Below are 22,057 nucleotides of genomic sequence, written 5' to 3'. Positions count from 1 at the left end.
TATTGAACAATGAACTAAAACCCTACATCCATCTCGCCCAATACTACGAAACGGACCAGATGAAGATCATCCACCACTCCAATTACATCCGCTGGTTCGAAGAGGCCCGCGTGGACTTCCTTGACCAGATCGGCGCGAATTATGCGAAACTGGAAGAAGCCGGCATCATCAGCCCGGTCCTTTCCGTCGAAGCGCACTACAAAACGATGGTCCGCTTCGGGGACTCCGTCTATGTGCTGACCGAAATCGATTCGTACAGCGGTGTGAAATTGGGCCTGACCTACCGGGTCATCGACGTCGCGACCGGCGAGTTGCGCACGACCGGCAAAAGCAAGCATTGCTTCCTGAACGATGCCGGCCGGCCCGTCTCGTTGAAGAAAGCCCAGCCGCATGTGCATGCCAGCTTCGAAAAGTACCGGGAGCATGTTTTCAGCGTTTGAGCAGGTGTTTTGGGATGGCGGGAGGGAGAAATCCAAGCCCAAAGCCTTGAACGCTCTCTCAGCTTCGCAAAAGCGGCCTCTACAGGCGATAACCGTTGCGGATGGGTCCATGGAGTACTTTTCACCCGAACAGGCGCGCACAGTGCCTTTATGCACCGAAAAAAGCATGAGCCAATCAAACAGGCTCATGCTTTTTTCGGTGCATTGTTATTTTCATTCTGCTCCAGTATAGTGACGAAGCGGTCGGTCAGGTTCGCGGTGAATCCCCAGAGCCGATGCGTCTCCAGATGGTAGAACGGCACGCAATGGACGCCGATCCTGAATTGGTAATCCTTGCCGTTCGGGATCAGTTCGAACGGGAAATCATCCGGGTGCTCCAGCCGGACCGTCGAGGAATAATAGGTCGGCCGGTTGTCCATGAAATACTGGAGCGGAACCGTGAAGATTTCCTGCACTTCCTTATTGAATGGGATAGCATCCTTGTCCACACCGACGATTTCACCGACGAAACAATGGATGATCGCGCGCTCATTCATGATGTAGTCCATTTCCCCCAAAATTCTGATGTTGTGCCTTTTCAGGTTCAGCTCTTCCATCGTTTCCCGGATCGCCGTTTCCTCAAAACTTTCCCCAGGTTCCACTGCTCCGCCCGGAAAAGATATGTCGCCCGGCTGGGAAATATGCGCGCCCCGTACTTCATAAAGCACATGAAGCTCCCCGTCAATCCGGATCAAAGGGAGCAGGACGGAAAAGTAGCGCTGTTCCCCGATCGGCTTGGGTTCGTGTTCATCCAATATTTTTTTGATATCCTCCAGCATCGTGTCCTCACCTACCGCTTGTTTTTCTTACATTATACAGGTTATTATCTCGAATTCGAAACAATATACTCAAATCACAGTCAAAGGCTTACCCGGCGATGATCTTCACGTGGAATTTGCGGTTGCGCGGGCCGTCATAATCCCAGAAATAGATGCTTTGCCAAGTCCCAAGCAGCATCCGGCCTTCCGTCACAATGATTGTTTCGCTGACGCCGGTCAGGGATGACTTGATGTGGGCGTCGGAGTTTCCTTCGACATGCCTGTAGCTTCCCTTGTTCGGAAAGGTGTCCGTGTACCCCCAATTAAGATCCTGCTGCACATCCGGGTCGGCGTTCTCGTTGATCGTGATGGCAGCGGTCGTATGCGGGCAAAAGACGACCAGGATGCCGTCCTTCACGCCGCTTTTCGCCAGAGCATCCTCGAGGTAGGCATCAATGTTCGTCAGCGATTGCTTGCCGCTCGTCTGGATACGGTAGGTGAACAGATTTTGGCTCATCATCTTCCCCTCCATTCTGCAACATAAACCGGTTTACCGAAATGCAGAAAATCAAACTGCATCCACTGAAATCTGCCATTCGACGCCGTAGCGGTCCTTCAGGCTGCCGTACAGCGGACTCCAGAAAGTCTGCTGGAGTTCCATGCCGATGGAGCCGCCCTCAGCCAAGCGGTTGAAGACAGCCCGGGCTTCCTCCACGTCATCGTAGGTCAGCGTCAACGACAGATTGTTTCCGACATGGAATTCCCTTCCCGGGAAAACATCGGAAATCATCAGCATGGCGCCATTCTTCAGTCTGATCTGCGCATTCATGATCAGGTCCTCTACACCCGGCGGTAAGGAAAATTCTTCCGACTCAACTGAGTCGTCCTTCGGGGCTTCCCCGAAAGTTGTGATGTCCAGCAGCTCGCCATCAAGGGCTTCCACATAATAATGCGTTGCTTCTTTGGCGTTGCCGTCGAAATTCAGATAAGGAAATAAGCTTGTCAACATAGGGCTTCCTTCTTTCGGATAAATTTTTTTGATGATCAGCGCACGACTTCAATGCCGGCCACATTGCCGACATCATGATAACTTTTGCCTGTCTTTTTGTCGGTGAAATCGACCGTGACGATGCCGGAAAGGCCTTCCTTGACGATCCTGTTCATCCCCAGCTCGGTCGGCGCCAACAAAGCCCCTCCGTGCAGCACTTCCGCACAGATCGTCAGGGAGGCGGAGGCATGGGACACTTCGATTTCGATCCGATCATCGGTCAACAGCCCCAAAGTGAATTTGCTGCGGTTATAGGTCGCAAAACGGTACTCCTCCCCATCCAGCATGAAACTGCAGATGAAGCCTTCGAACGCGGAACCTTGAAAAGGGATCTTCGCCACCGAGAAGAAGAGGCTCGTCCGTTCGTCCCGGAAATGGTTGCACTGGATCCAAACATACTCCTCCGGGAAAGACGTCCCCCAGTCCTTTTCGAGATAGCCTTTGCCGCCCGTAAAATCACGGGTTCTGGTTCCGACCGCCACCGTTCCGTCGATGGCGTGATCCATGCTGATGACGCCGTGGTAGCACTCCATTTTGGGGATGTAGGCGAAGAAACCCATGATGGACGGAGACAGCGCTGTCCGTTGGATCGCTTGGAATGGCCCCAGTTTCAGAATGCCTTCGATCCGGAAATCTTCCTCTTCCAGGTGGACGCTGACGAGCGTTTCCGAAAAGATGCTGTTGCCGACCTTCAGCACAAAGGGGCTCCGGTTGCACTGGAACGCGGACAGCGGATAGCGGATGTAGCCGGTCCGCAGCTCTTTATCGGCCGCTTCCCCGCTGTGGACATAGGAATATTGGACAAAACAATGCGGGTCTTCCGCAGTCAGTGAAATGCCGGGAATCAGGCTGAGGACGGTCTTTTCATCGGCCGAGACACTTTTGAAATACCACCCTTCAAAATAGGGACCTTGCTTTTTCAGGTTTCCCTGGAACAGGATCGGATGGGTCACTTTGTTTGCCATAGCGCAGCGCTTCCTTTCGCATGCATTCTTATCTTAACTATGCAACAACAGCCCTTGTCCCGTCAATTTTTTACATTTGCGGTTTATGTAATTTTTCGCTTTTCGCTTGTTCTGGTAACTTGGGCAGCTGCTCCGGTGAGCGGTTTGCTCATCGGAGTACAGCTTGCGCCGACCAGCCCAACTCCGGCGAACGCATGCTGGCCGAAGGAGACAGCACGGCGGTCGGCCGTACTCCGGCGAAGCCGCCGTGGTCGGAGCTGATCGTCTTTTGGGCTCTCCTCCTCCGGCAAAGCAACAAAAAAAGAGCCCACCCTCAAAAAAGGCAGACTCTACTTGCATATGCGCTTATTGTTTGACGATCGATACGACGCGTGCACCGTCCACTTCGATTACCACGCTGTCGCCGGCTTTGATGAACGGCAACTGCTTGTCGATCGATACTTTGGCGACGTAAATCGTTTCGGCATCGCCCTCCAAGGTGAAGTAATAAGTCGTTTCGCCGTCGATGACGACGGATTCCATGGCGGTGATGGCACCGCTGATGGTTTCGGTCTCGACGACTTCTTCCTCGTCCTCCTCGTCGGTTGTCGCGGAAACGACGCCGCCGGTATAGGCATTCCAGGCAGCAGCCAAGGAATTGCCGGTCCCGACTTTCTGATAGTTCGTCGCATTCACGAAGGCGTACATTTTGATCAACCCGGCATCATCCTTCAGGGACAATTGATAGACCGGCTTGTTCTCCATGTTGAACAGCAGCGGGAAGGTGCTCGTGTAGCCTTTTTCCTGCACCGATCCCTGGGCGCTTTCCATGGCGCTCCACTCGGTCGCCGTGCTGATGTTGTAACGTTTCGATTCCTTCGTCCGCGAATTCACCAGCACAAAACCGATGTTCGATTCATCCGCCGCTACGGAAGTCAAACCGGTGTACAGATAAAGATCGTCATTCAGCACGATGTAGTTGTAGCCCTCCGCATTCTGGATGACGCCCTTCTTGCTGATGATGCTGTTCAGGTAACCGCCTTGGTATTGCCCGTTGTAATTGATCTGCGTCATCACCATGTTCGCCGGGAACACGCGATCGACCCAATCAGGCACATCGGCAATGCTGTAGCGCGTGATGTCGCCTGTGGAAGCATCAACGACGAAAACGCCGACGACTTCCTTAGGCCCCATGAAGCTGAATTTTTTTTCGACGATCGGCGCGATGTAATAGGGATTGCCCTCTTCATCCAACTCAAAGACTGGGTTTTCGAACATCACCGTCGGATAATTGAAAAAGATATGCCGGTTGATGTCATCTCCGAAATAGCCGGAATGGGAATAATGGATGTTCTTCTCCAGATTCACCAATTCAGCATCCCCCGTCACCATATCGACAGTCACATAATGCGGAATCCCGTCGTTGCGGTTGTTCAGCCAACGGAAAAAGCTGACATATTCCAGCGGCGAAACGCGGACCGAATCGCCTTGATAAGCGATCTGCGTGTATTCCGTGCTCACGTCGAATTGCGAAACCAAGTTGAGGACTTCGCCGAGCTTGCGGCTCCCCAAACGCTCCGCCATATCGCGGTCGATCGTCGGTATCTGCGCAGGATCCGTGATCGTCAGATCCTCCTCAAAATTGCCTTCCGTATGCGTAAGCATGCTGGCGTAATCTTTGGCCCTGAAAATCTGGGAGCCAAACAGCATCCCTCCGATGATGAAGACAATGATTATCCCGATGATCGTTCCGGTAACTTTGTTCACTTTATCGGCTTTCTTCCGATCCAATATGTTCATCAATCCCGCACTTGCGACCAAATACAAAAACATATTCGTCCAAAACTCCGGCGACTGGATCGACACTGGGGTCAATGCCGAATACCAATAGCCCAAAAGAACGACTGCCGGCAGGCCATAGGCAATCGCCACACTTTTCCAATTTTTCACAACTCTGCACCCTTTCTTTCCCTTCGAATCATCCTTCTTGAATCACTTAAGGATTTGTTGCTAGTATTATACCATTTTTTTGAGCTATATTTCGAATTTCAATATATGGAATTATTTGGGCCGTCCCAACAGCCTTGAGTTCCCGATTGAGGATGCATTCGAATATGCGTTCACCGGAGCAGAGCACTCCGGGACGGCGTCAGCTCCGATGAAGCCGGACCTGCCGGAGTTGACGGTATCATACTGAGCCTTTCTCCGGCGAGCGCAGGCCCGCCGGAGTTCGCGGTGCGGTTCTTGTCCCAGCTCCGGCCAGGCGAGTCTCGCCGGAGCTACGCACGCACCTCGCCCGCGGCACCAAAAATCCAAAAATCCACAAAAAAACCGAAGCAGCGCGACTCAACGCTGCTTCGGTTTTTTCAACTGATTTAGTAGATTGCTGTGTGACCTGACAAGAAACGGTCCACTTCGCCAGCGGCCAGTTTCCCTTCTTGCAGGGCCCAAACGACCAAGCTTTGTCCGCGGCGCATGTCGCCGCAGGTAAAGACTTTGTCCACATTCGTTTTGTAATCGCCCTCTGCCGCTTGGATATTGCTGCGCAGATCGCGTTTCAAAGCTAATTCATCAGGGATAGTATCTTCCGGCCCGGTGAAGCCCATCGCCAACAATACCAAGTCCGCTTTCCAGACTTTTTCGGTTCCTTCGATGGCTACCGGATTCATTCTGCCCAAAGCATCACGTTTCCACTCGATCTGGACGGTATGGACAGCGATGACTTCGCCTGCCGCATTCTTTTCGATTTTGGTCGTATTGATCTCATAGTCGCGCGGATCGGAGCCGGTCAAGTAGATCGCTTCTTCTTGGCCGTAGTCCGTTTTCAGCTTTTTAGGCCATTCCGGCCACGGGTTCGTTTCTGTGTCGCGTTTGTCCGGAGCTTTCGGCATAATCTCGAATTGGTGCACGCTCTTCGCACCGTGACGGATGGATGTGCCGACGCAGTCGGTACCTGTGTCCCCGCCGCCGATAACGATGACGTGTTTGTCCTTGGCGCTGATCTGGCTTTCCTGCGTTTCGCCCGCAAGGATATTTTGTGTGTTTGCGGTCAGGAAGTCCATGGCCATATGTACGCCTTTTGCGTCGTTGCCTTCGACATTGATGCCGCGGGCGCGGGTTGCGCCGCCGCAAAGGACGACTGCATCGTAGGTGTCAACCAGTTCCTGCGCACTGATATCTTTGCCGACTTCGGTGTTGCAGACAAAAACCACGCCAGCTTCTTCGAGGATATCCAATCTTCTTTGGATGATGTCCTTGTCCAATTTCATGTTCGGGATACCGTACATCAGCAAACCACCGGGACGGTCGCTTCTTTCGAAGACTGTGACCGCATGGCCGACCGACGTCAAGTAATGCGCAGTCGCAAGGCCGGCCGGGCCAGAGCCGACAACCGCAACGCGCTTGCCGGTCGCCGGAGCTTTAGCCGGTTTTACCCAACCGTTCTGGAAAGCATGTTCGATGATTTCGTATTCGATGCTGCTGATCGTGACGGGTTCATCGATATGCCCCAATGTACAGGACCCTTCACAAGGGGCTGGACAGACGCGTCCTGTAAACTCCGGAAACGGGTTCGTCAAAGATAAACGTTCGTAGGCTTGTTGCCATTGGCCGCGATACACCATGTCATTCCACTCGGGGATGAGGTTGTGCAGCGGGCAACCGGACGCTCCGTTCGGCAGCATGATTCCTGCTGAACAGAACGGAATGCCGCAGCTCATGCAACGGGCAGCTTGGGTCCGAATTTTTTCTTCTGATGTTTCTTCACGCATCTCGCCCCAATTTTTGATGCGGACTTCCGGAGAAATCTTTTCATAATTGGAACGGCTGTATTCCTTGAATCCAGTAATTTTTCCCATCTTATCCCTCCTCCTTAGTTTGTCGCCACTGGTTTGTAGCGCTCATCAAAGGCATAGCGCATTGCGTCTTCACCGGTGATGCCCATCTGGTTCGCAATTTCGATGTTCTCCAGGATGAACTTGTAGTCGTTTGAAATGACCTTCGTGAACTGTGACTTCACGTCGTCCCAGTTGGCCAACAAGCTTTGCGCTTTTGGACTGCCTGTAAAGATCATATGTTCCTGCAGCATGCGCTTGATCGTATCATGCTCCGCTTCGTTCAAATCTTTCGTTGCGCTGACCATTTCCATGTTCAGGTTGTTCTCATCGAAGTCAAGGATATAGGCTACCCCGCCGGACATCCCGGCAGCAAAGTTGCGTCCGGTTTTTCCGATGATCAGAACGGTTCCGCCGGTCATGTACTCACAACCATGATCGCCGATCCCTTCAACGACAGTATCCACGCCGCTGTTGCGGACGCAGAAACGTTCTCCGGCGATACCGTTGATGTAGGCTTTACCGCTCGTTGCGCCATAGAATGCGACGTTCCCGACGATGATGTTGTCTTCAGGTGCGAATGTAGCCTCATTCGGTACGCGTACGATGATTTTACCACCGGACAATCCTTTACCGATGTAGTCATTGGAATCGCCCTCCAGCGTCAATGTCATCCCTTTCGGAATGAATGCGCCGAAACTTTGTCCTGCCGAGCCCACGAAAGTCAATTGGATCGTATCTTCCGGCAAGCCTTCCGCGCCATATTTTTTCGATACTTCGCTGCCGATGATGGTTCCGACAACGCGGTCGATGTTTTTGATGGCCGATTTGGCTACGATGCGTTTCTTCGATTCGATGGCCGGTTTCACCATTCTCAAGAGACGGCGCATATCCAGCGTTTTCTCCAGTTCATGGTCTTGTTCCGTCATGTTGTATCTGCCGACATTCGGTGCCGCATACGGTTGGTACAGTACGCTGGACAGATCGACTGTCTTGGCTTTCCAGTGCTTCACGTTCTCTTTCATCTTCAGCTTGTCGCTGCGTCCGACCATTTCATTGATCGTACGGAAGCCCAATTTCGCCATAATTTCACGCAATTCTTCGGCAACGAACATCATGAAGTTCACGACGTATTCCGGTTTGCCTTGGAAGTTCTTGCGCAAAGATTCATCCTGCGTTGCGATACCCACTGGACATGTGTTCAGGTGGCAGACGCGCATCATGATGCAGCCGATAGCAACCAGCGGTGTAGTCGCAAAGCCGAATTCTTCGGCACCCAACATACACGCAATCGCTACGTCACGGCCGGTCAATAATTTGCCGTCCGTTTCGACGCGGACACGGTCGCGCAATTTGTTCAACACCAAGGTTTGGTGCGCTTCAGCCAAGCCAAGTTCCCATGGCAAGCCGGTATTGCGGATGCTGGTTCTTGGTGCCGCACCGGTCCCGCCGTCATAACCGCTGATCAGGATCGTATCGGCATTCCCTTTCGCAACACCGGCCGCGATCGTACCGACACCGGCTTCGGAAACCAACTTCACGTTGATGCGCGCATTGCGGTTGGCATTCTTCAAGTCATAGATCAATTCTTTCAGATCTTCGATGGAATAGATGTCATGATGCGGCGGCGGTGAAATCAAGCCTACACCAGCGATTGAGCCGCGTGTTTTGGCGATTTCAGGGTACACTTTCGGTCCCGGCAATTGTCCGCCCTCGCCCGGTTTCGCACCTTGGGCCATCTTGATCTGGATTTCCTTCGCATTCACCAAATAGTGGCTCGTAACGCCGAAACGTCCGGAAGCGACTTGCTTGATGGCGCTGCAACGGGAATCCCCGTTTTCGTCCACTTCGAAGCGGCTCGGATCTTCTCCACCCTCACCCGAGTTGCTCATGCCGCCGAGACGGTTCATCGCGATCGCCAATGTCTCATGCGCTTCTTTACTGATCGAACCGTAGGACATCGCGCCGGTCTTGAAGCGTTTCACGATGCTTTCGGCAGATTCGACTTCTTCGATCGGAATCGCATCTTGTGCGTTCGGTTTGAATTGCATCAACTGACGCAGCGTATACGCGTTCGTATCAGCATTGATTTCGCGGGAGAACTCTTTGTATTGTTCATAATCCCCTTGACGAGTCGCTTGCTGCAGACGGTAGATCGTGCTCGGATTGTACAGGTGTTCTTCACCCATGGCCGAGTATTGGAAATGCCCGCCCACTTCCAGCGTTTCGCTGTAAGGTGCTGTCGCTTTATAAGCACTGTCATGGCGCATTTTGTTTTCGGTAGCGATCTCCTGCAGACCGATCCCTTCGATGCGCGTCGGTGTGCCGGTGAAGTATTTCGCTACAACTTCACTGCTGACACCCAGTGCTTCGAAAATTTGCGCACCGTGGTAGCTGCGCATTGTTGAAATACCCATTTTGGTCAAGACTTTTGACATGCCGTGGACAGCCGCATGGATGTAGTTCGCTTGTGCTGCTTCAGCGTCCAGTCCATCCAACAAGTCTTCCTGAGCAAGCTCGCGGATCGTTGCGTAAGTCAAGTACGGGTTGATCGCATTACAGCCGTATCCGACCAAAGTACAGAAGTGATGCACTTCTCTTGGTTCACCGGATTCCAGCACAAGGCCGACATTCGTGCGCGTTTCTTCACGGATCAGATGGTGGTGCAGACCGGAAACGGCCAGTAAAGCCGGGATGGCTGCCCATTCAGCATTCACGCCGCGGTCGGAAAGGACCAGAATGTTGGCGCCGGACGCGATCGCTTTGCTCGCTTCGCGGAAGAGGCGTCCCAGCGCTTTTTCCATTCCTTTCGCATCTTCTTCGATGCGGTACAGAAGGGAAAGCGTGACTGTCTTGAATTTGTCGTCCTGCAACGCTTTGATTTTCGCCAATTCGGAATCCGTCAGAATCGGGCTGTCCAAGTAGATGGCGTGCGTATCGTCTCTGTCGGGATCCAACAGGTTCCCGCAATTTCCGACAAGCATTGTGTCGGAAGTGACGATTTCCTCGCGGATACCGTCGATCGGAGGGTTCGTTACCTGCGCAAATAATTGTTTGAAGTACAGATACAGCATCTGTGGTTTGTCCGACAAGACTGCCAACGGAGAATCGATCCCCATCGCGCCGACTGAATCCACACCTGTAACGGCCATCGGTTTGATCAATAACTGGATGTCCTCGAACGTATAACCGAAAGCTTTCTGTTGGGGCATCAATTCTTCGGCAGTAACAGTCGCTGTCGATGGGGCTGGCGCAAGGTCCTTCATTTTGGAAATGTGCTTATCAGCCCATTCGCCGTAAGGCTGTTTGGCAGCGACCGTTTCTTTGATCTCTTCATCCGAGATGATCCGTTTTTGTTTCGTGTCGATCAGCAGCATCTTGCCCGGCTCCAGACGGCCTTTGTAGGCGACATCTTCCGGAAGCACGTTGACGACACCGACTTCGGATGAAAGGATCACGCGATCATCTTTCGTCACATAGTAACGGGACGGGCGCAAGCCGTTTCTGTCCAACACCGCTCCGACGATTTCACCATCCGTGAAGCCCATCGCTGCAGGGCCATCCCATGGTTCCATCAGGAAGTTGTTGAAGTTGTAGAAATCCTTTTTGGATTTCGACATCGTTTTGTTCTTTTCCCAAGGCTCAGGAACCATCATCATGACGGCTTCCGGCAATGAGCGGCCGTTCAGGTAGAGGAATTCCAGATTGTTGTCGAATTGGGAAGAGTCGCTTCCGGTTTCGTCGATGATCGGATAGATCTTTTCGCTGGCCTCCAACAGATCTTGGGACATGCTGCCTTGACGGGCACGCATCCAGTTGATGTTTCCGCGGATCGTGTTGATTTCGCCGTTGTGGATCAGGTAACGGTTCGGATGGGCTCTTTCCCAGCTCGGGAAGGTATTCGTACTGAAACGGGAATGGACCATCGCCAAAGCGGAGGTGAAGTCCAGATCCGTCAGATCAAGATAGAAACTGCGCAATTGTTCCGCAGTCAGCATTCCTTTATAGACGATCGTTTTCGAAGAAAGGCTGGCAAAGTAGAAAGAACCGCCTCTTTTTTCGCTTAATGGAACGATTTGTTTTTCTGCTAATTTACGGATGACGAACAGTTTGCGTTCGAAATCCATTTCAGTCATTTCAGGGTTGCCTTTTCCGACAAACACTTGGATAAAACGAGGGATGGCAGCTTTTGCAGTCACACCGATATCGGAACTGTCGATCGGAACCTCACGCCAGCCCAATACTTTTTGACCTTCGGAAGTGATGATCTCTTCCACCATTCTCATTTGTTCGTGACGTAGATCTTCATATTTGTGGGCAAAGAGCATCCCTACACCATAGTCGCCTTTTTTAGGCAAATGGATTCCTAGGACGTCGCACTCCCTGCTGAAAAAATGATGAGGAATCTGCACCATGATACCTGCCCCGTCACCTGTCTTAGCATCAGCACCGGAAGCACCCCTATGCTCCATGTTTTCCAATAAATCCAAAGCGTCAGATACTAATTTATAAGAGCCATTACCGTTGATATCAACGACAAATCCCATACCGCATGCATCATGCTCGTAGGCGGGATCATACATTCCTTGTTTTTGTGGAGGAGTGTAACTATTCATTTCGGCGTCCCTACTTTCTATTATGTTATTCTGATATTATAATCAAACTCTAATTTAAATACAATCCATTTTCATTCATTTTTTCACAATTAGTTGCATCTTTTTTTTGATAGTAACAATATTAACTTCGAAGAAAACATTAGATATAACACGATTATACAACCAACCGAACGGTAACTCAATTGTGATAGATTTCATTACATCACCATGTGAACAATTAACGTTTTCATGACTTTTTAATGCAAAAATGTTTCATTAGTGCAAACTGGACAATTCGCCCATCATTTATTAAAAAAACCGACCTTGAGCTTCGTCAAAGTCGGTTAATCGGTTTGTTTCTATTTCGTCAGCGTCAAAAGCATTTCTCTGACGGTCTTGCAGGCCATCGCGGTCGAAGCTCCTGAAGGATCGTACTGCGGGGAAAGTTCGACGACATCGGCCGCAACGATCTGATTCAGATCCTGCAACGCGGCGATGCTCGCCAACAATTCCTTGTAGGTGATGCCGCCCGGCTCAGGTGTGCCGGTTCCGGGGAATGTACCTGGGTCCAGGACATCCAGATCGATCGTCACATAGACAGGAACATCCTTCAGCTGTTGGACGATCTGCGGTAAAGTGTCGATGGCGAATTTCTCCATATAAGTGTGCTCTTTCGCCCATTCGAATTCTTCCTTCAAGCCGGAGCGGATGCCGAATTGGAAAATGCGGCCGTCGCCGAGAAAATCGAAGCAGCGGCGGATGACCGATGCATGCGACAGGGGTTCACCCATATAGTCTTCCCGCAGATCCGTGTGGGCATCGATATGGATGACGTGCAGATCCGGATATTTTTCATAGGTAGCCTCAATCGTAGGCAGGCTCACGAGATGTTCGCCGCCGATCATCAGGAATTTTTTGCCGTTGCTCAAAACTTCTTTGGTATAGTCAGCGATTTCTCTGAGTACGCGTTCGGTGTTGCCGAACGGCAGATCAAGATCTCCGCCGTCATGGATGGCTACTTCTTCAAGATCGCGGTCCAAATAAGGGGAATAACTTTCCAATCCGAATGAATCTTGGCGGATCGCCTGCATTGCAAAGCGCGTGCCTGGTCTGAAGCTGGTTGTTCCATCGAATGGGATCCCGAATAATACGGTGGAAGCTTCTTCGAAAGAAGCTTCGCAGCCGATAAAGGTCTGAATGTTCATGTTGTTTTTCACTTTCTGCCGTCCTCCAACTGTGTGCTTTCTGATGATTGTTTACGGTTCTTAATCTGTCAGGACTTTGATCTGATGAGGCATTTTTTCCTCGGTCAGGACATTGCCCAAAGTTTCGTTGTAATAGTGGTAATGCTGCACGACTGCTTCAGAGATCACTTCACCGGGGATGATCAACGGAATGCCTGGCGGATAGATCATGATCGAGTCGGCGCTGATGCGGCCGATTGCGTCATCGATGCTGACAACTTCATTGTCGGCATAGAAGGCGTCACGCGGGCTGCAGGCCAATTCGTTGATGCTGCAAGTCATCACATGCGCATCGAAATGTTGGCTAGCTTTTTTGTAGCGTCTGCGCAAGTCCATCAAGGCATCGACCAATTTCCCGATCGATTCGCGCGAATCGGCTGTACTGATGACCGCCATCACGACGTAGCCCTCAGCCAGCTCCAGTTGGATGCCGTATTCTTCTTTCATGATCGTGTAGACTTGGAAGCCCGTGAGGCCGATATCATTGACGCGGATCACAAGCTTGGTCCAGTCGTAGGTCTGGTCGAATTTATCCTTGATGTAGTCGGATTTCAGCACTTCGTAGTCGCCGAAGGCTTCGATCGCTTCGATCGCTTCGCTGACGACCGGACGCAATTTTTTGTAGCGCTCTTTCCCGTGCATGGCCAATTCGCTGCGCGCTGCATCGATGGAGCTCATCAACAAGTAGTTGGCGCTGGTCGATTGCAGCATGTTCAGCATCTTCTGCAATTTGTTGGCGGAAATGCGCTCCCCTTGCATCACAAGCAGAGAGCTCTGCGTCAAAGACCCGCCGGTTTTGTGCATGGAGTACGTCACCGCATCCGCGCCGGCTTTCATCGGATCCTTCATTTTTCCGGGCATGAACGGCAAATGCGCACCGTGCGCGCTGTCGACGATGACCACAACTCCGCGTTCATGCGCGATATCGCAGATCGTTTCGAGATCGTTCAAAGAACCGAAATAAGTCGGATAAGTAACCAAAAGGGCTTTCGCTTGCGGATTTTCATCCAAGCCTTTGATGATGCGTTCAACCGAAACGCCGTGGGAGATCCCGAAGGCCAAATCCATTTCCGGCTGGATGAAGATCGGCTTTGCGCCGCTCAGGATCAAACCGTTCATCACTGATTTGTGGCAGTTGCGCGGAACCAGAATCGTGTCGTTCGGTCCCACCACGCTCATGATCATCGCCTGGATGCCGACAGTCGTGCCGTTCACCAGGAAAAACGCTTGGTCGCCATTGTATGCTTTTGCGGCTAATTCCTGTGCTTCTTTGATGACGGATTGCGGATGGCTCAACAAGTCCAATTCTTTCATCGAGTTGACATCCATCTGCATCGTCATTTCGCCCACAGTCATTTTGAAAGGCGTCATCTGCGCACCCATTTTATGTCCAGGGACATCGAAAGGCGTAACGTCCTGTTTCGCATATTTTACAAGCGCTTCAAAAAGCGGCATTTTGATGTGTGTAATATTTTTTGGTTTAACGTTTGAAATTTGGTAGGTAATTTTGTCAGAATGTCCTTCCAAAAAAGTGTCTGAATTGAATAAAACCTTTTCAGCCAAATAGATTTCCCCCTTTGATATAAAAAATGGGCATAAAAAAAGCTCTCCAACCAAAGGAAAGCTTCGATATCTATCAGCTGCTTTTCCTCTTATTGCTCATAGGACTTGGATAATCCTACGCTCAGGTTGGGCACCCAATATCAATCCGTACTGCAAAAAAATTGGATTGATTGGTTTGCCACCGTATCTTCGACCCCTCGTCTCAACGGCTATTAATAAGAGATATTCAATTTATGCAAGCTAAATTCTATACAAATACAGCGTGTATGTCAATGATTTTGGAAAGAAAATTATAATTTTTTTGAAGCGTCTTTTCCGAACGTTGTTTTGGAGATTCTCGGCGAATATTCACAAAAATCACGAACAAGTCCTGCAATAAAAGTCGGCTTTGTTCGTGGCGGCTGTTTCTCCGCTCAGCCCCGATGTGCGGTGGCCTACTTTGCTTCAGCGTCTTCATCAGCTACCGGATCCTGGACGTCCTTATGGTACTTCTGCGCCAGCTTCAGTTCCTTTTCATACATGTCCATGGCCAAGGAAATCAGCGCGGCCCCGGCAAAGCCGACGATGCTGCCCAGCACCAGGCCGTAGAAACGGAAGCCGACCAAGTCCATCGCGAACGCGCTGCTCGACAGATTGGACAGCAACAGCGCCAGCGGATTGGTGAAGAAGTTGGCCAAGCCGTAATTCCGCACCATCGCATATTCCACAAAAAAGTTCAAAACGATCAGCACCACGACTGTTTCCATCGTGCTGAAATGCAGGCTGAAGAGAAAGACCCCGATGCCCAGGCCGACCATGCCGCCGACGATCCGCTGCACATGGCGATGGAAAATGACCTTCAGTTCGCGCCCCTGCAGCACTGCGGCGCAGGACACGGCCACCCAATAGAAGTTCCCGATCCCTAAAGAATGCGCCAGATAGGTCGCCAGGAACAGAATGCCGGCATGATGCACCGAGGAAAGCAACAATTCCGAATCGTTCTCCACAGCATCATAAAGATGCTCCCGGTAACTCCGGGCATCATTTCTGTATGGACGGTTCAGCACGCGATTGTTGAAGATGACCGCCAACACCGCCCAGAAGACGGATGCCGCCACTCCGATGCCTACGAAGGACAGCGCTTGGATCATCTCCGGAATATCCAGGCTGACCCCCGTCCCCATGGCAGTCACCATGATGACGAAGAAGGCACCAGGATTCGGGATGTGCAGGATGCGGACAACCAGAAATCCGGTCAGGCTGACCAGACTGATCGTGATCGGTATCATCCAAGGGACGTAGGTCGAGAGCGCTCCTGCCAGAAAACCCGCCATGATGGCGAGCCCCACTTTCAGGATGCGTACCGCCAGTTTCCCCGGCGAAAACGGCTGGAAGGAAAGGAAGGCGAACGCGCCCAAAGCACCGAATGTCCCGATCCGCATATTTCCGGCCAGCAGTCCGATGAACAACGGAACCGCAGTGCTCAGTCCCGATCCGATCACCCGCGTCAAGGTGTCGTCCGTTTGTCTGATGTGCAACATTTCTTTGATGTGTCCTTTAATAAGCCATCTCTCCTTTGTTTTTTAAATCTTTTTTTTACAGAAAATCCCACTGCCTTCGCTGTTTCAGCTTATCACAGATAGCGAAAACGTTGCTGCAAAATTTGTGACAACTTTCCGAAAATTTTCTGAAAACAAAAAAACAACCCCTTTTTGGATTGTTTTTTTGTTTCACGCTTTAGTTTAGGCTTTCGACTGGCTTTTCACCGTTTCGAATTCCGCTTCCATCGCAGCGGATGGTTTTTCCCCGATCAAGGAGAAGATCACGATTGCGATGCAGGAAAGGATGAACGCCGGCAACAATTCGTAGATGCCGAACACGCCGCCGATCGGTTTGATCAGAAGTTTCCAGATGAAAACAGCGATTCCGCCCGTCAACATGCCGGCGATGGCGCCTTGACGCGTCGTTTTTTTCCAGAATAAGGAGAAAAGCATCAACGGTCCGAATGTCGCACCGAAGCCCGCCCAGGCGAAGGATACGATCGTGAAGATGACTGAGTTTTCATCCAAAGCAATGATGATTCCCAGGATCGCCAAAACAATCAGGATCATCCGGGTCATCGCCATGACTTGCTTATCTGAAGCATCTTTGCGCAGAACGCCTTTGTAGATGTTTTTTGAAAAAGCACTTGCGGCGATCAGCAGATAAGAATCCGCGGAACTGATCGTCGCAGCCAAAATGCCTGACATGACGATTCCGGCCAATAGCGGCGGGAACAATAATGTCGCCATCTCGATGAAGATCGTTTCCGAAGTGGAAGCAGTCGTCAACGCCATCGGGAACATCGCGCGTCCGATCAGTCCGATCAGGACGGCAGCGCCCAGTGAAAGTGTCGCCCAAATGATGCCGATGCGGCGTGATTGCTTGATATCCTCAGCCGAACGGATCGCCATAAAGCGCAACAGCACTTGCGGCATACCGAAGTAGCCAAGGCCCCAAGCCATGCTGGACGCAATTGTGATCAGTCCGTATTTGCCTGCAGGTCCAAAAGCAGCCATAGCGCCATCAGCTTGTTGCACACCATCAACTAATGTCGGTGTTGCGATTCCGAAGAAATCCAAGAATCCTGGGATGCCTTTCAGGTTATCGATGACCGCTCCGGGACCACCAGCATGCACGACGCCTCCGACCAAAACAACAGCCAACGCCGCAATCATGATGATGCCCTGCATAAAGTCGGAAACACTCTCAGCCAAAAATCCGCCGATGAACGTGTAGAACACGACGAACACCGCTCCGGCGATCATCATCGGGATGTAAGGCACTTCGAACAAAGTTGCGAAGAGCTTCCCTACGGTCACGAAACAGCTGGCTGCGTAGACGGAAAAGAAAACGAAGATGAACGTGGAAGAAACCGTCAAGATGACGCGCTTGTCCTCATGGAATCGATTGCTGAAGAATTCCGGCAACGTGATTGCTTCCGCTGATTCGGAATAATGACGCAACCGTTTCGATACAATGATCCAGTTCAAAGATGTGCCCAATGCCAAGCCGATCGCTGTCCAGAATGCATCTGACAGCCCTGACCAATAAGCCACGCCGGGAAGCCCCATCAGCAGCCAACCGCTCATGTCCGAAGCGCCCGCACTGATTGCGGCAACCCAAGGTCCGAGACTGCGTCCGCCCAGGAAGAAGTTATCGGAACTTTCGTTTGAACGCTTGTAATAATAAAAACCGATACCGATGATGATCGACATGTAGCCGGCCATCGCCACAAAAATTAATGCTTTATCCATAGTTACCCTCCAAATAAATAATGACATGTTTCATCATTCTAATTTAATTAAAATTTAATGAATGCACTACGTCATCATAGCACAAGATTAAAATTTTAATCAACGTTATTTTCAGAAAAGATAAACGGACCGGCCATGATCAGAGGAAAATGGATACAATAAAGCCCACCTGATTTCTCCAGTTCTGGAAAAATCAGGTGGACTTTAATTTTGTTCGAATCAGTGGGCCTCCAGCTGAGCATTAATCCAATCGATAACGTCCTGCGTTACTGCATCTTTGTTCAGTTCGTTCAAAAGCTCATGACGGGCGCCCTCATACAGTTTGCAGCTCACGTTCTGGAGTCCGGCTTGCCGGTAAGCTTTGCACGTCTGGACGACGCCTTTTCCGGACCTGCCGCCGACCGGATCGGCGGTGCCTGAAATGAAATGCAGCGGCAGCTTTTTCGGTATCGCTTGGATATTTGCAGCATCATTCATGGCCAGCAATCCGCTGAAGAAATCATGGAAATAACCGGCCGAACCGATTTTGCCGCGCAAAGGATCTGCCAGAAATTTATCCACTTCCACTGGGTCCCGGCTGAGCCAATCCAAATCCGTCCGCGCGGGCTTGAAACTCCGGTTGAAGTTCCGGAAGACCAGTTTGTCCAGCAAACGGCTTGGATGGGCGCGACCGTTTCTTTTGATTTCCGACGCTGCCACGACTGTGCCAAGCTTCAGTAACCCGTTCGAAAAGACACCGGAACCGGACAGGATTGCGCCGGCAAGTTCGTCCCCGAACAGCTGGATGTAACGTCTGATCAACAGCGAGCCCATGCTGTGTCCGAAAAGGAAAAGCGGAATGTCGGGGTTTTCAGATTGGATGATCCCGGTCAGCGCATGCATATCCGCGACGACCTTGTCGAATCCCGCCTCATCCGCAAAACTGATCGCTTCGCCGCTGTTTCCGTTCGTCTTGCCGTGGCCGCGATGATCGTTTCCGTAGACGATGATCCCCGCTTCCACCAGCTTATGTGCAAAATGGTCATACCGCCCGATATGTTCTGCGTAACCATGCGCAATCTGGACGGCGGCTTTCGGTTTCCGGGGACTTTCCGGCGACCATTTCATCGCGAAGATTTCCATGCCATCGCTTGATCGGAAAGTGAATACTGTTGCTGTCATGAATGGTCCCCTCTTCTGATATCAGGGCAAAAATAAGCTGATAAGCTTTGATACCGTTATTCTTTTCTCCAATTTAGCGATACCGATTCAAAATGTCAAGGCCACAACAGAAGGGCAACGAATCTCTTTTATCAATGGCTTAATCCTTCATGAATCTTTTCCAGGTTCCATTTCATCATCCCGTAATAGCTGTCGCCGTCTTCCCCTGCTTTTGCGATGGAATCCGTGAACAGATTGCTGTGAACGGGAAGATCCACCTCATTTGCTAATCGTTCCATGCTTCTGTGATCGACGCTCGTCTCCACAAAGAGGACCGGAACTTCTGAATTTCGGACTTTTTCAATGATTTGCTTCATCTGATCAGGCGTACCTTGCCCTTCAGTATTGATTTCCCAAATATAGGCGGCTTGTAATTCATAAGCTTTTGAGAAATACTTAAAAGCTCCTTCGCTCGTCACCAACAGCTTCTTTCCCTCGGGGATATCAGCAAATTCTTTTTTGGCCTCGCTGTCCAGTTCCGTTAAAGCGGCAATGTAAGCATCTGCATTTTTTTCATATGCTTCCTTGTTTTCAGGATCTTTTTCGCTCATGACGCGCGTGATTTCGGTGATGTAACGGATGCCGTTTGAAATATCCAGCCAAGCATGAGGATCTTGCTGTGAGCTATTTCCTGTCAGATAGATGGGTTCGACATCTTTGCTGACGGCAAAGTAATCCTCATTTTCTTCTTTACCAGCAGTTTCCATCAATTTGTCAAACCAGCCATTGCCGGTTTCCAAATTCAAGCCATTATAGAACACGACATCAGCTTCGCTGGCTTTCCGGATGTCTTCCGGCAAGGGTTCGTATTCGTGCGGATCGGTCCCGACAGGCACGATGCTGTGCGCATCGATCAGATCCCCTCCAACTTTGTCCACCATGTCGCCGATAATGGAATTGGTTGAGACGACTTTAAGCTTGGCCTCTGTTATTTCTGCTGTTCCTTGTGCATCCGCGCTTCCCTTATCATCTGCCGGAGGATTTCCGCATCCTCCCAAAACTCCTACAAACAGCACTGCAGCGAGCAGCAATAATTTATTTTTCATTTTGGAGATTCTCCTTCCTTGATTGACCGACAAGGCCCTTCTTCGGTGCAAAAATGAATGCCACGATGAACAGCATTGCTGCTGCCATGACAATCGTCGCCCCGGACGGCAGATTGTAGGTGTAGCTGAAGTAAAGACCTGCGATGGAACTGATGGTTCCGAATACAGTCGACAGGATGATCATAACAAGCAATTTATCGGTCAGTTGGTAGGCTGTCGCAGCCGGGGTGATCAGCATTGCGATCACCAGAATCGTCCCGACTGTCTGCAGCGAGGTCACCGCCACAAGTGTCAGCAAAAGCATCAACCCATAGTTGATGGCGCTGATGTTCCACCCGTATGATTTTGCGATCGTCGGAGCAAAAGAAGTCAGTTTGAGTTGTTTATAGAAAAGCGGCACTGCGATCAACACGAAAACGAGTACAGCGGCTGTCAACAACATGTCCGAATCCCGGACAGCGAGCACATTCCCGAAGAGGATATGATACAAATCCGTGGAACTTCTGGCGAAGGAAATCAAGATGATCCCTAGGGCAAAAAATGCGCTGAAGACAATTCCGATTGCCGTATCGTTTTTCAAACGGCTGTGTTTCGTGACAAAACCAATGAGCGCGGCCGATGCCATCCCAAAAACCGTGGCGCCGATGATGTAGCTGCTCCCCAGCATATAAGAGATCGCCACTCCCGGTAATACTGCGTGCGAGATGGCATCCCCCATCAAAGACATCCCGCGCAGGATGATGAAGGAACCAATGATTCCGGCAGATATCCCGACCATGATGGAAGTGATCAAAGCGTTCTGCAGGAATTGGAAATCCAAAAGTCCTTGTATGAAATCATTCAGCATTTGTTCCACCCCCAAGATTGATCATTTCGGAAATTGCTTCTCCATATGCCCTTCCCATATTTGTGGCAGTGAATACCTCAGATACCGTACCGAAGGCAACCACTTCTTTATTGATCAGGACAATGTCATCAAAATAAGACTGTACTTTATGCAGATCATGATGCACAATCACGATCGATTTGCCTTCATCGCGGAGTTGTTTCAATAGTTCAATGATGATTTTCTCGCTTGAAGCATCGATCCCGGCAAACGGTTCGTCAAGCAGCAGCCACTCCGCTTCCTGGGCCAAAGCCCGCGCAATGAAAACGCGCTGCAACTGCCCACCGGATAATTCACTGATATGCCGATCTTTAAAAGCTGCCATACCGACCTTCTCCAGAGCTTTTAATGCCAAATCCTTTTCCTTTTGCTTCGGTCTCTGGAAAAATCCCAGCTTTGCATAGGTGCCAAACAGTACGGTTCCGAAAACGTCTATCGGAAAAGACAGATCGATTTCTTGTCTTTGTTCGACATAGGCTACCTTGTTTATCATTTCCTTCAGTGGTTTACCGGAAAGACTGACCTTGCCGGTATTCAATGGCGTCAAGCCCATGATTCCTTTCAACAAGGTCGATTTCCCGGCTCCATTTGGCCCTACGATCCCCGTTAATTTGTTCGCCTCAAACGCAAGCGTTGCGTTTCTGATCGCAGACTGCCCTTGATAGGCTATGTTCATATTTTGGATTGTTAAATTTCCCATGATGTGTCGATCCTTTCTTGTTTTTATTTTCTGTATTTAATATTTTGTATTGAGCACCCGCAATCGATAAGGTTTATTTAATTATTTTATTAGGCTTGCCTAACTTTTTGTTTAAGTTTAACTTATTTAATCCAAGTAAGCAAGTGTTATGCATTTCTTACAGCCTGTTCTTCTAATTTTTTTAAGATTGCAAAAAAACACCTTTTAAAGTCATTCGTATGAATCGTAAGCGCCAAATAGGTTCTTACTATGAAGCAATTCCATTCATATAACAACTTAAAAAGATGATCGTGTGACATTTTGCGGGATTGTGCTACGCCATACTTTTGGCACATTTTTGTTCCGTACCTGATGTGTTTTAATCAAGGATCTATGGTTTTATACCATATGGCACTAGTGTTGCATAAACATTTGCAGGTCTTCATCTAAACTGTTTTCTGAAAAAAGCAAAAAAATTCTTATGCTCACGCAGAAAGATGACTTTCT

The 22,057-nt window shown here is 50.3% G+C and carries 16 protein-coding genes; 1 reads left to right on the top strand and 15 read right to left on the bottom strand.

The window, feature by feature from the left end:
* Positions 1–2 precede the first annotated feature (2 nt).
* A complete protein-coding gene (locus BMX58_RS12490; protein WP_068623340.1) occupies positions 3–440 on the top strand; it encodes an acyl-CoA thioesterase in 438 nt (145 codons plus the stop codon).
* A gap of 185 nt (positions 441–625) precedes the next feature.
* On the opposite strand, the gene BMX58_RS12485 is transcribed toward BMX58_RS12490, so the two are convergent.
* The 15 genes from BMX58_RS12485 to BMX58_RS12415 all read right to left on the bottom strand — a co-directional run bounded on the left by BMX58_RS12485 (position 626) and on the right by BMX58_RS12415 (position 21,571).
* Positions 626–1,258 (bottom strand): NUDIX hydrolase, encoded by a 633-nt coding sequence (locus tag BMX58_RS12485; protein WP_068623341.1) that lies wholly within the window; start codon positions 1,256–1,258, stop codon positions 626–628.
* Positions 1,259–1,346: 88 nt separating this feature from the next.
* A complete protein-coding gene (locus tag BMX58_RS12480) occupies positions 1,347–1,757 on the bottom strand; it encodes a secondary thiamine-phosphate synthase enzyme YjbQ (RefSeq protein ID WP_239420574.1) in 411 nt (136 codons plus the stop codon).
* Positions 1,758–1,805: 48 nt separating this feature from the next.
* A complete protein-coding gene (locus BMX58_RS12475; protein WP_068623343.1) occupies positions 1,806–2,246 on the bottom strand; it encodes a VOC family protein in 441 nt (146 codons plus the stop codon).
* 35 nt (positions 2,247–2,281) lie between these two features.
* Positions 2,282–3,250 carry a tocopherol cyclase family protein gene (locus BMX58_RS12470; RefSeq protein WP_068623344.1) on the bottom strand — a complete coding sequence of 323 codons (969 nt, stop codon included), beginning with the start codon at positions 3,248–3,250 and terminating at the stop codon, positions 2,282–2,284.
* Between the two features lie 345 nt (positions 3,251–3,595).
* Positions 3,596–5,179 carry a hypothetical protein gene (locus BMX58_RS12465; protein WP_068623345.1) on the bottom strand — a complete coding sequence of 528 codons (1,584 nt, stop codon included), beginning with the start codon at positions 5,177–5,179 and terminating at the stop codon, positions 3,596–3,598.
* A 425-nt stretch (positions 5,180–5,604) separates the two neighbouring features.
* On the bottom strand, positions 5,605–7,086 hold the full coding sequence (locus BMX58_RS12460) for a glutamate synthase subunit beta (protein WP_068623346.1): 1,482 nt from the start codon (positions 7,084–7,086) through the stop codon (positions 5,605–5,607).
* A gap of 14 nt (positions 7,087–7,100) precedes the next feature.
* Positions 7,101–11,678 (bottom strand): glutamate synthase large subunit, encoded by a 4,578-nt coding sequence (gltB, locus tag BMX58_RS12455; RefSeq protein ID WP_068623347.1) that lies wholly within the window; start codon positions 11,676–11,678, stop codon positions 7,101–7,103.
* Positions 11,679–12,016: 338 nt separating this feature from the next.
* Positions 12,017–12,862 (bottom strand): agmatinase, encoded by an 846-nt coding sequence (speB, locus tag BMX58_RS12450; protein ID WP_068623366.1) that lies wholly within the window; start codon positions 12,860–12,862, stop codon positions 12,017–12,019.
* A 60-nt stretch (positions 12,863–12,922) separates the two neighbouring features.
* Positions 12,923–14,464 (bottom strand): aminotransferase class I/II-fold pyridoxal phosphate-dependent enzyme, encoded by a 1,542-nt coding sequence (locus BMX58_RS12445; RefSeq protein WP_204243789.1) that lies wholly within the window; start codon positions 14,462–14,464, stop codon positions 12,923–12,925.
* A 434-nt stretch (positions 14,465–14,898) separates the two neighbouring features.
* The gene (locus tag BMX58_RS12440; protein WP_068623348.1) at positions 14,899–15,984 is read right to left on the bottom strand and encodes an FUSC family protein; all 1,086 of its coding nucleotides are present in this window, start codon (positions 15,982–15,984) and stop codon (positions 14,899–14,901) included.
* 201 nt (positions 15,985–16,185) lie between these two features.
* Positions 16,186–17,739 carry a sodium/proline symporter gene (locus tag BMX58_RS12435; RefSeq protein ID WP_204243790.1) on the bottom strand — a complete coding sequence of 518 codons (1,554 nt, stop codon included), beginning with the start codon at positions 17,737–17,739 and terminating at the stop codon, positions 16,186–16,188.
* Positions 17,740–17,958: 219 nt separating this feature from the next.
* On the bottom strand, positions 17,959–18,900 hold the full coding sequence (locus tag BMX58_RS12430) for an alpha/beta hydrolase (RefSeq protein ID WP_068623350.1): 942 nt from the start codon (positions 18,898–18,900) through the stop codon (positions 17,959–17,961).
* A 131-nt stretch (positions 18,901–19,031) separates the two neighbouring features.
* Entirely contained in the window at positions 19,032–19,985 is a 954-nt protein-coding gene (gene efaA, locus BMX58_RS12425) for an Mn/Fe ABC transporter substrate-binding lipoprotein EfaA (protein WP_068623351.1), read from the bottom strand.
* On the bottom strand, positions 19,975–20,832 hold the full coding sequence (locus BMX58_RS12420; protein WP_068623352.1) for a metal ABC transporter permease: 858 nt from the start codon (positions 20,830–20,832) through the stop codon (positions 19,975–19,977). The genes efaA and BMX58_RS12420 overlap by 11 nt, the downstream gene beginning before the upstream one ends.
* Positions 20,822–21,571: a metal ABC transporter ATP-binding protein gene (locus BMX58_RS12415; protein ID WP_068623353.1), complete on the bottom strand. Its 750-nt coding sequence runs from the start codon at positions 21,569–21,571 to the stop codon at positions 20,822–20,824. The genes BMX58_RS12420 and BMX58_RS12415 overlap by 11 nt, the downstream gene beginning before the upstream one ends.
* Positions 21,572–22,057: the final 486 nt, after the last annotated feature.

Source organism: Trichococcus ilyis (assembly GCF_900109135.1).
GTDB lineage: Bacteria > Bacillota > Bacilli > Lactobacillales > Aerococcaceae > Trichococcus > Trichococcus ilyis.
This window is presented reverse-complemented; position numbering and strand designations above follow the sequence as displayed.

Coding starts and splice junctions, on each gene's coding strand:
- BMX58_RS12460 (WP_068623346.1), bottom strand. CDS start 7,086: ATGGGAAAAATTACTGGATTCAAGGAATACAGCCGTTCCAATTATGAA.
- BMX58_RS12420 (WP_068623352.1), bottom strand. CDS start 20,832: ATGCTGAATGATTTCATACAAGGACTTTTGGATTTCCAATTCCTGCAG.
- BMX58_RS12480 (WP_239420574.1), bottom strand. CDS start 1,757: ATGATGAGCCAAAATCTGTTCACCTACCGTATCCAGACGAGCGGCAAG.
- gltB (WP_068623347.1), bottom strand. CDS start 11,678: ATGAATAGTTACACTCCTCCACAAAAACAAGGAATGTATGATCCCGCC.
- BMX58_RS12415 (WP_068623353.1), bottom strand. CDS start 21,571: ATGGGAAATTTAACAATCCAAAATATGAACATAGCCTATCAAGGGCAG.
- BMX58_RS12485 (WP_068623341.1), bottom strand. CDS start 1,258: ATGCTGGAGGATATCAAAAAAATATTGGATGAACACGAACCCAAGCCG.
- BMX58_RS12435 (WP_204243790.1), bottom strand. CDS start 17,739: ATGGATAAAGCATTAATTTTTGTGGCGATGGCCGGCTACATGTCGATC.
- BMX58_RS12475 (WP_068623343.1), bottom strand. CDS start 2,246: ATGTTGACAAGCTTATTTCCTTATCTGAATTTCGACGGCAACGCCAAA.
- speB (WP_068623366.1), bottom strand. CDS start 12,862: ATGAACATTCAGACCTTTATCGGCTGCGAAGCTTCTTTCGAAGAAGCT.
- efaA (WP_068623351.1), bottom strand. CDS start 19,985: ATGAAAAATAAATTATTGCTGCTCGCTGCAGTGCTGTTTGTAGGAGTT.
- BMX58_RS12430 (WP_068623350.1), bottom strand. CDS start 18,900: ATGACAGCAACAGTATTCACTTTCCGATCAAGCGATGGCATGGAAATC.
- BMX58_RS12440 (WP_068623348.1), bottom strand. CDS start 15,984: ATGTTGCACATCAGACAAACGGACGACACCTTGACGCGGGTGATCGGA.
- BMX58_RS12470 (WP_068623344.1), bottom strand. CDS start 3,250: ATGGCAAACAAAGTGACCCATCCGATCCTGTTCCAGGGAAACCTGAAA.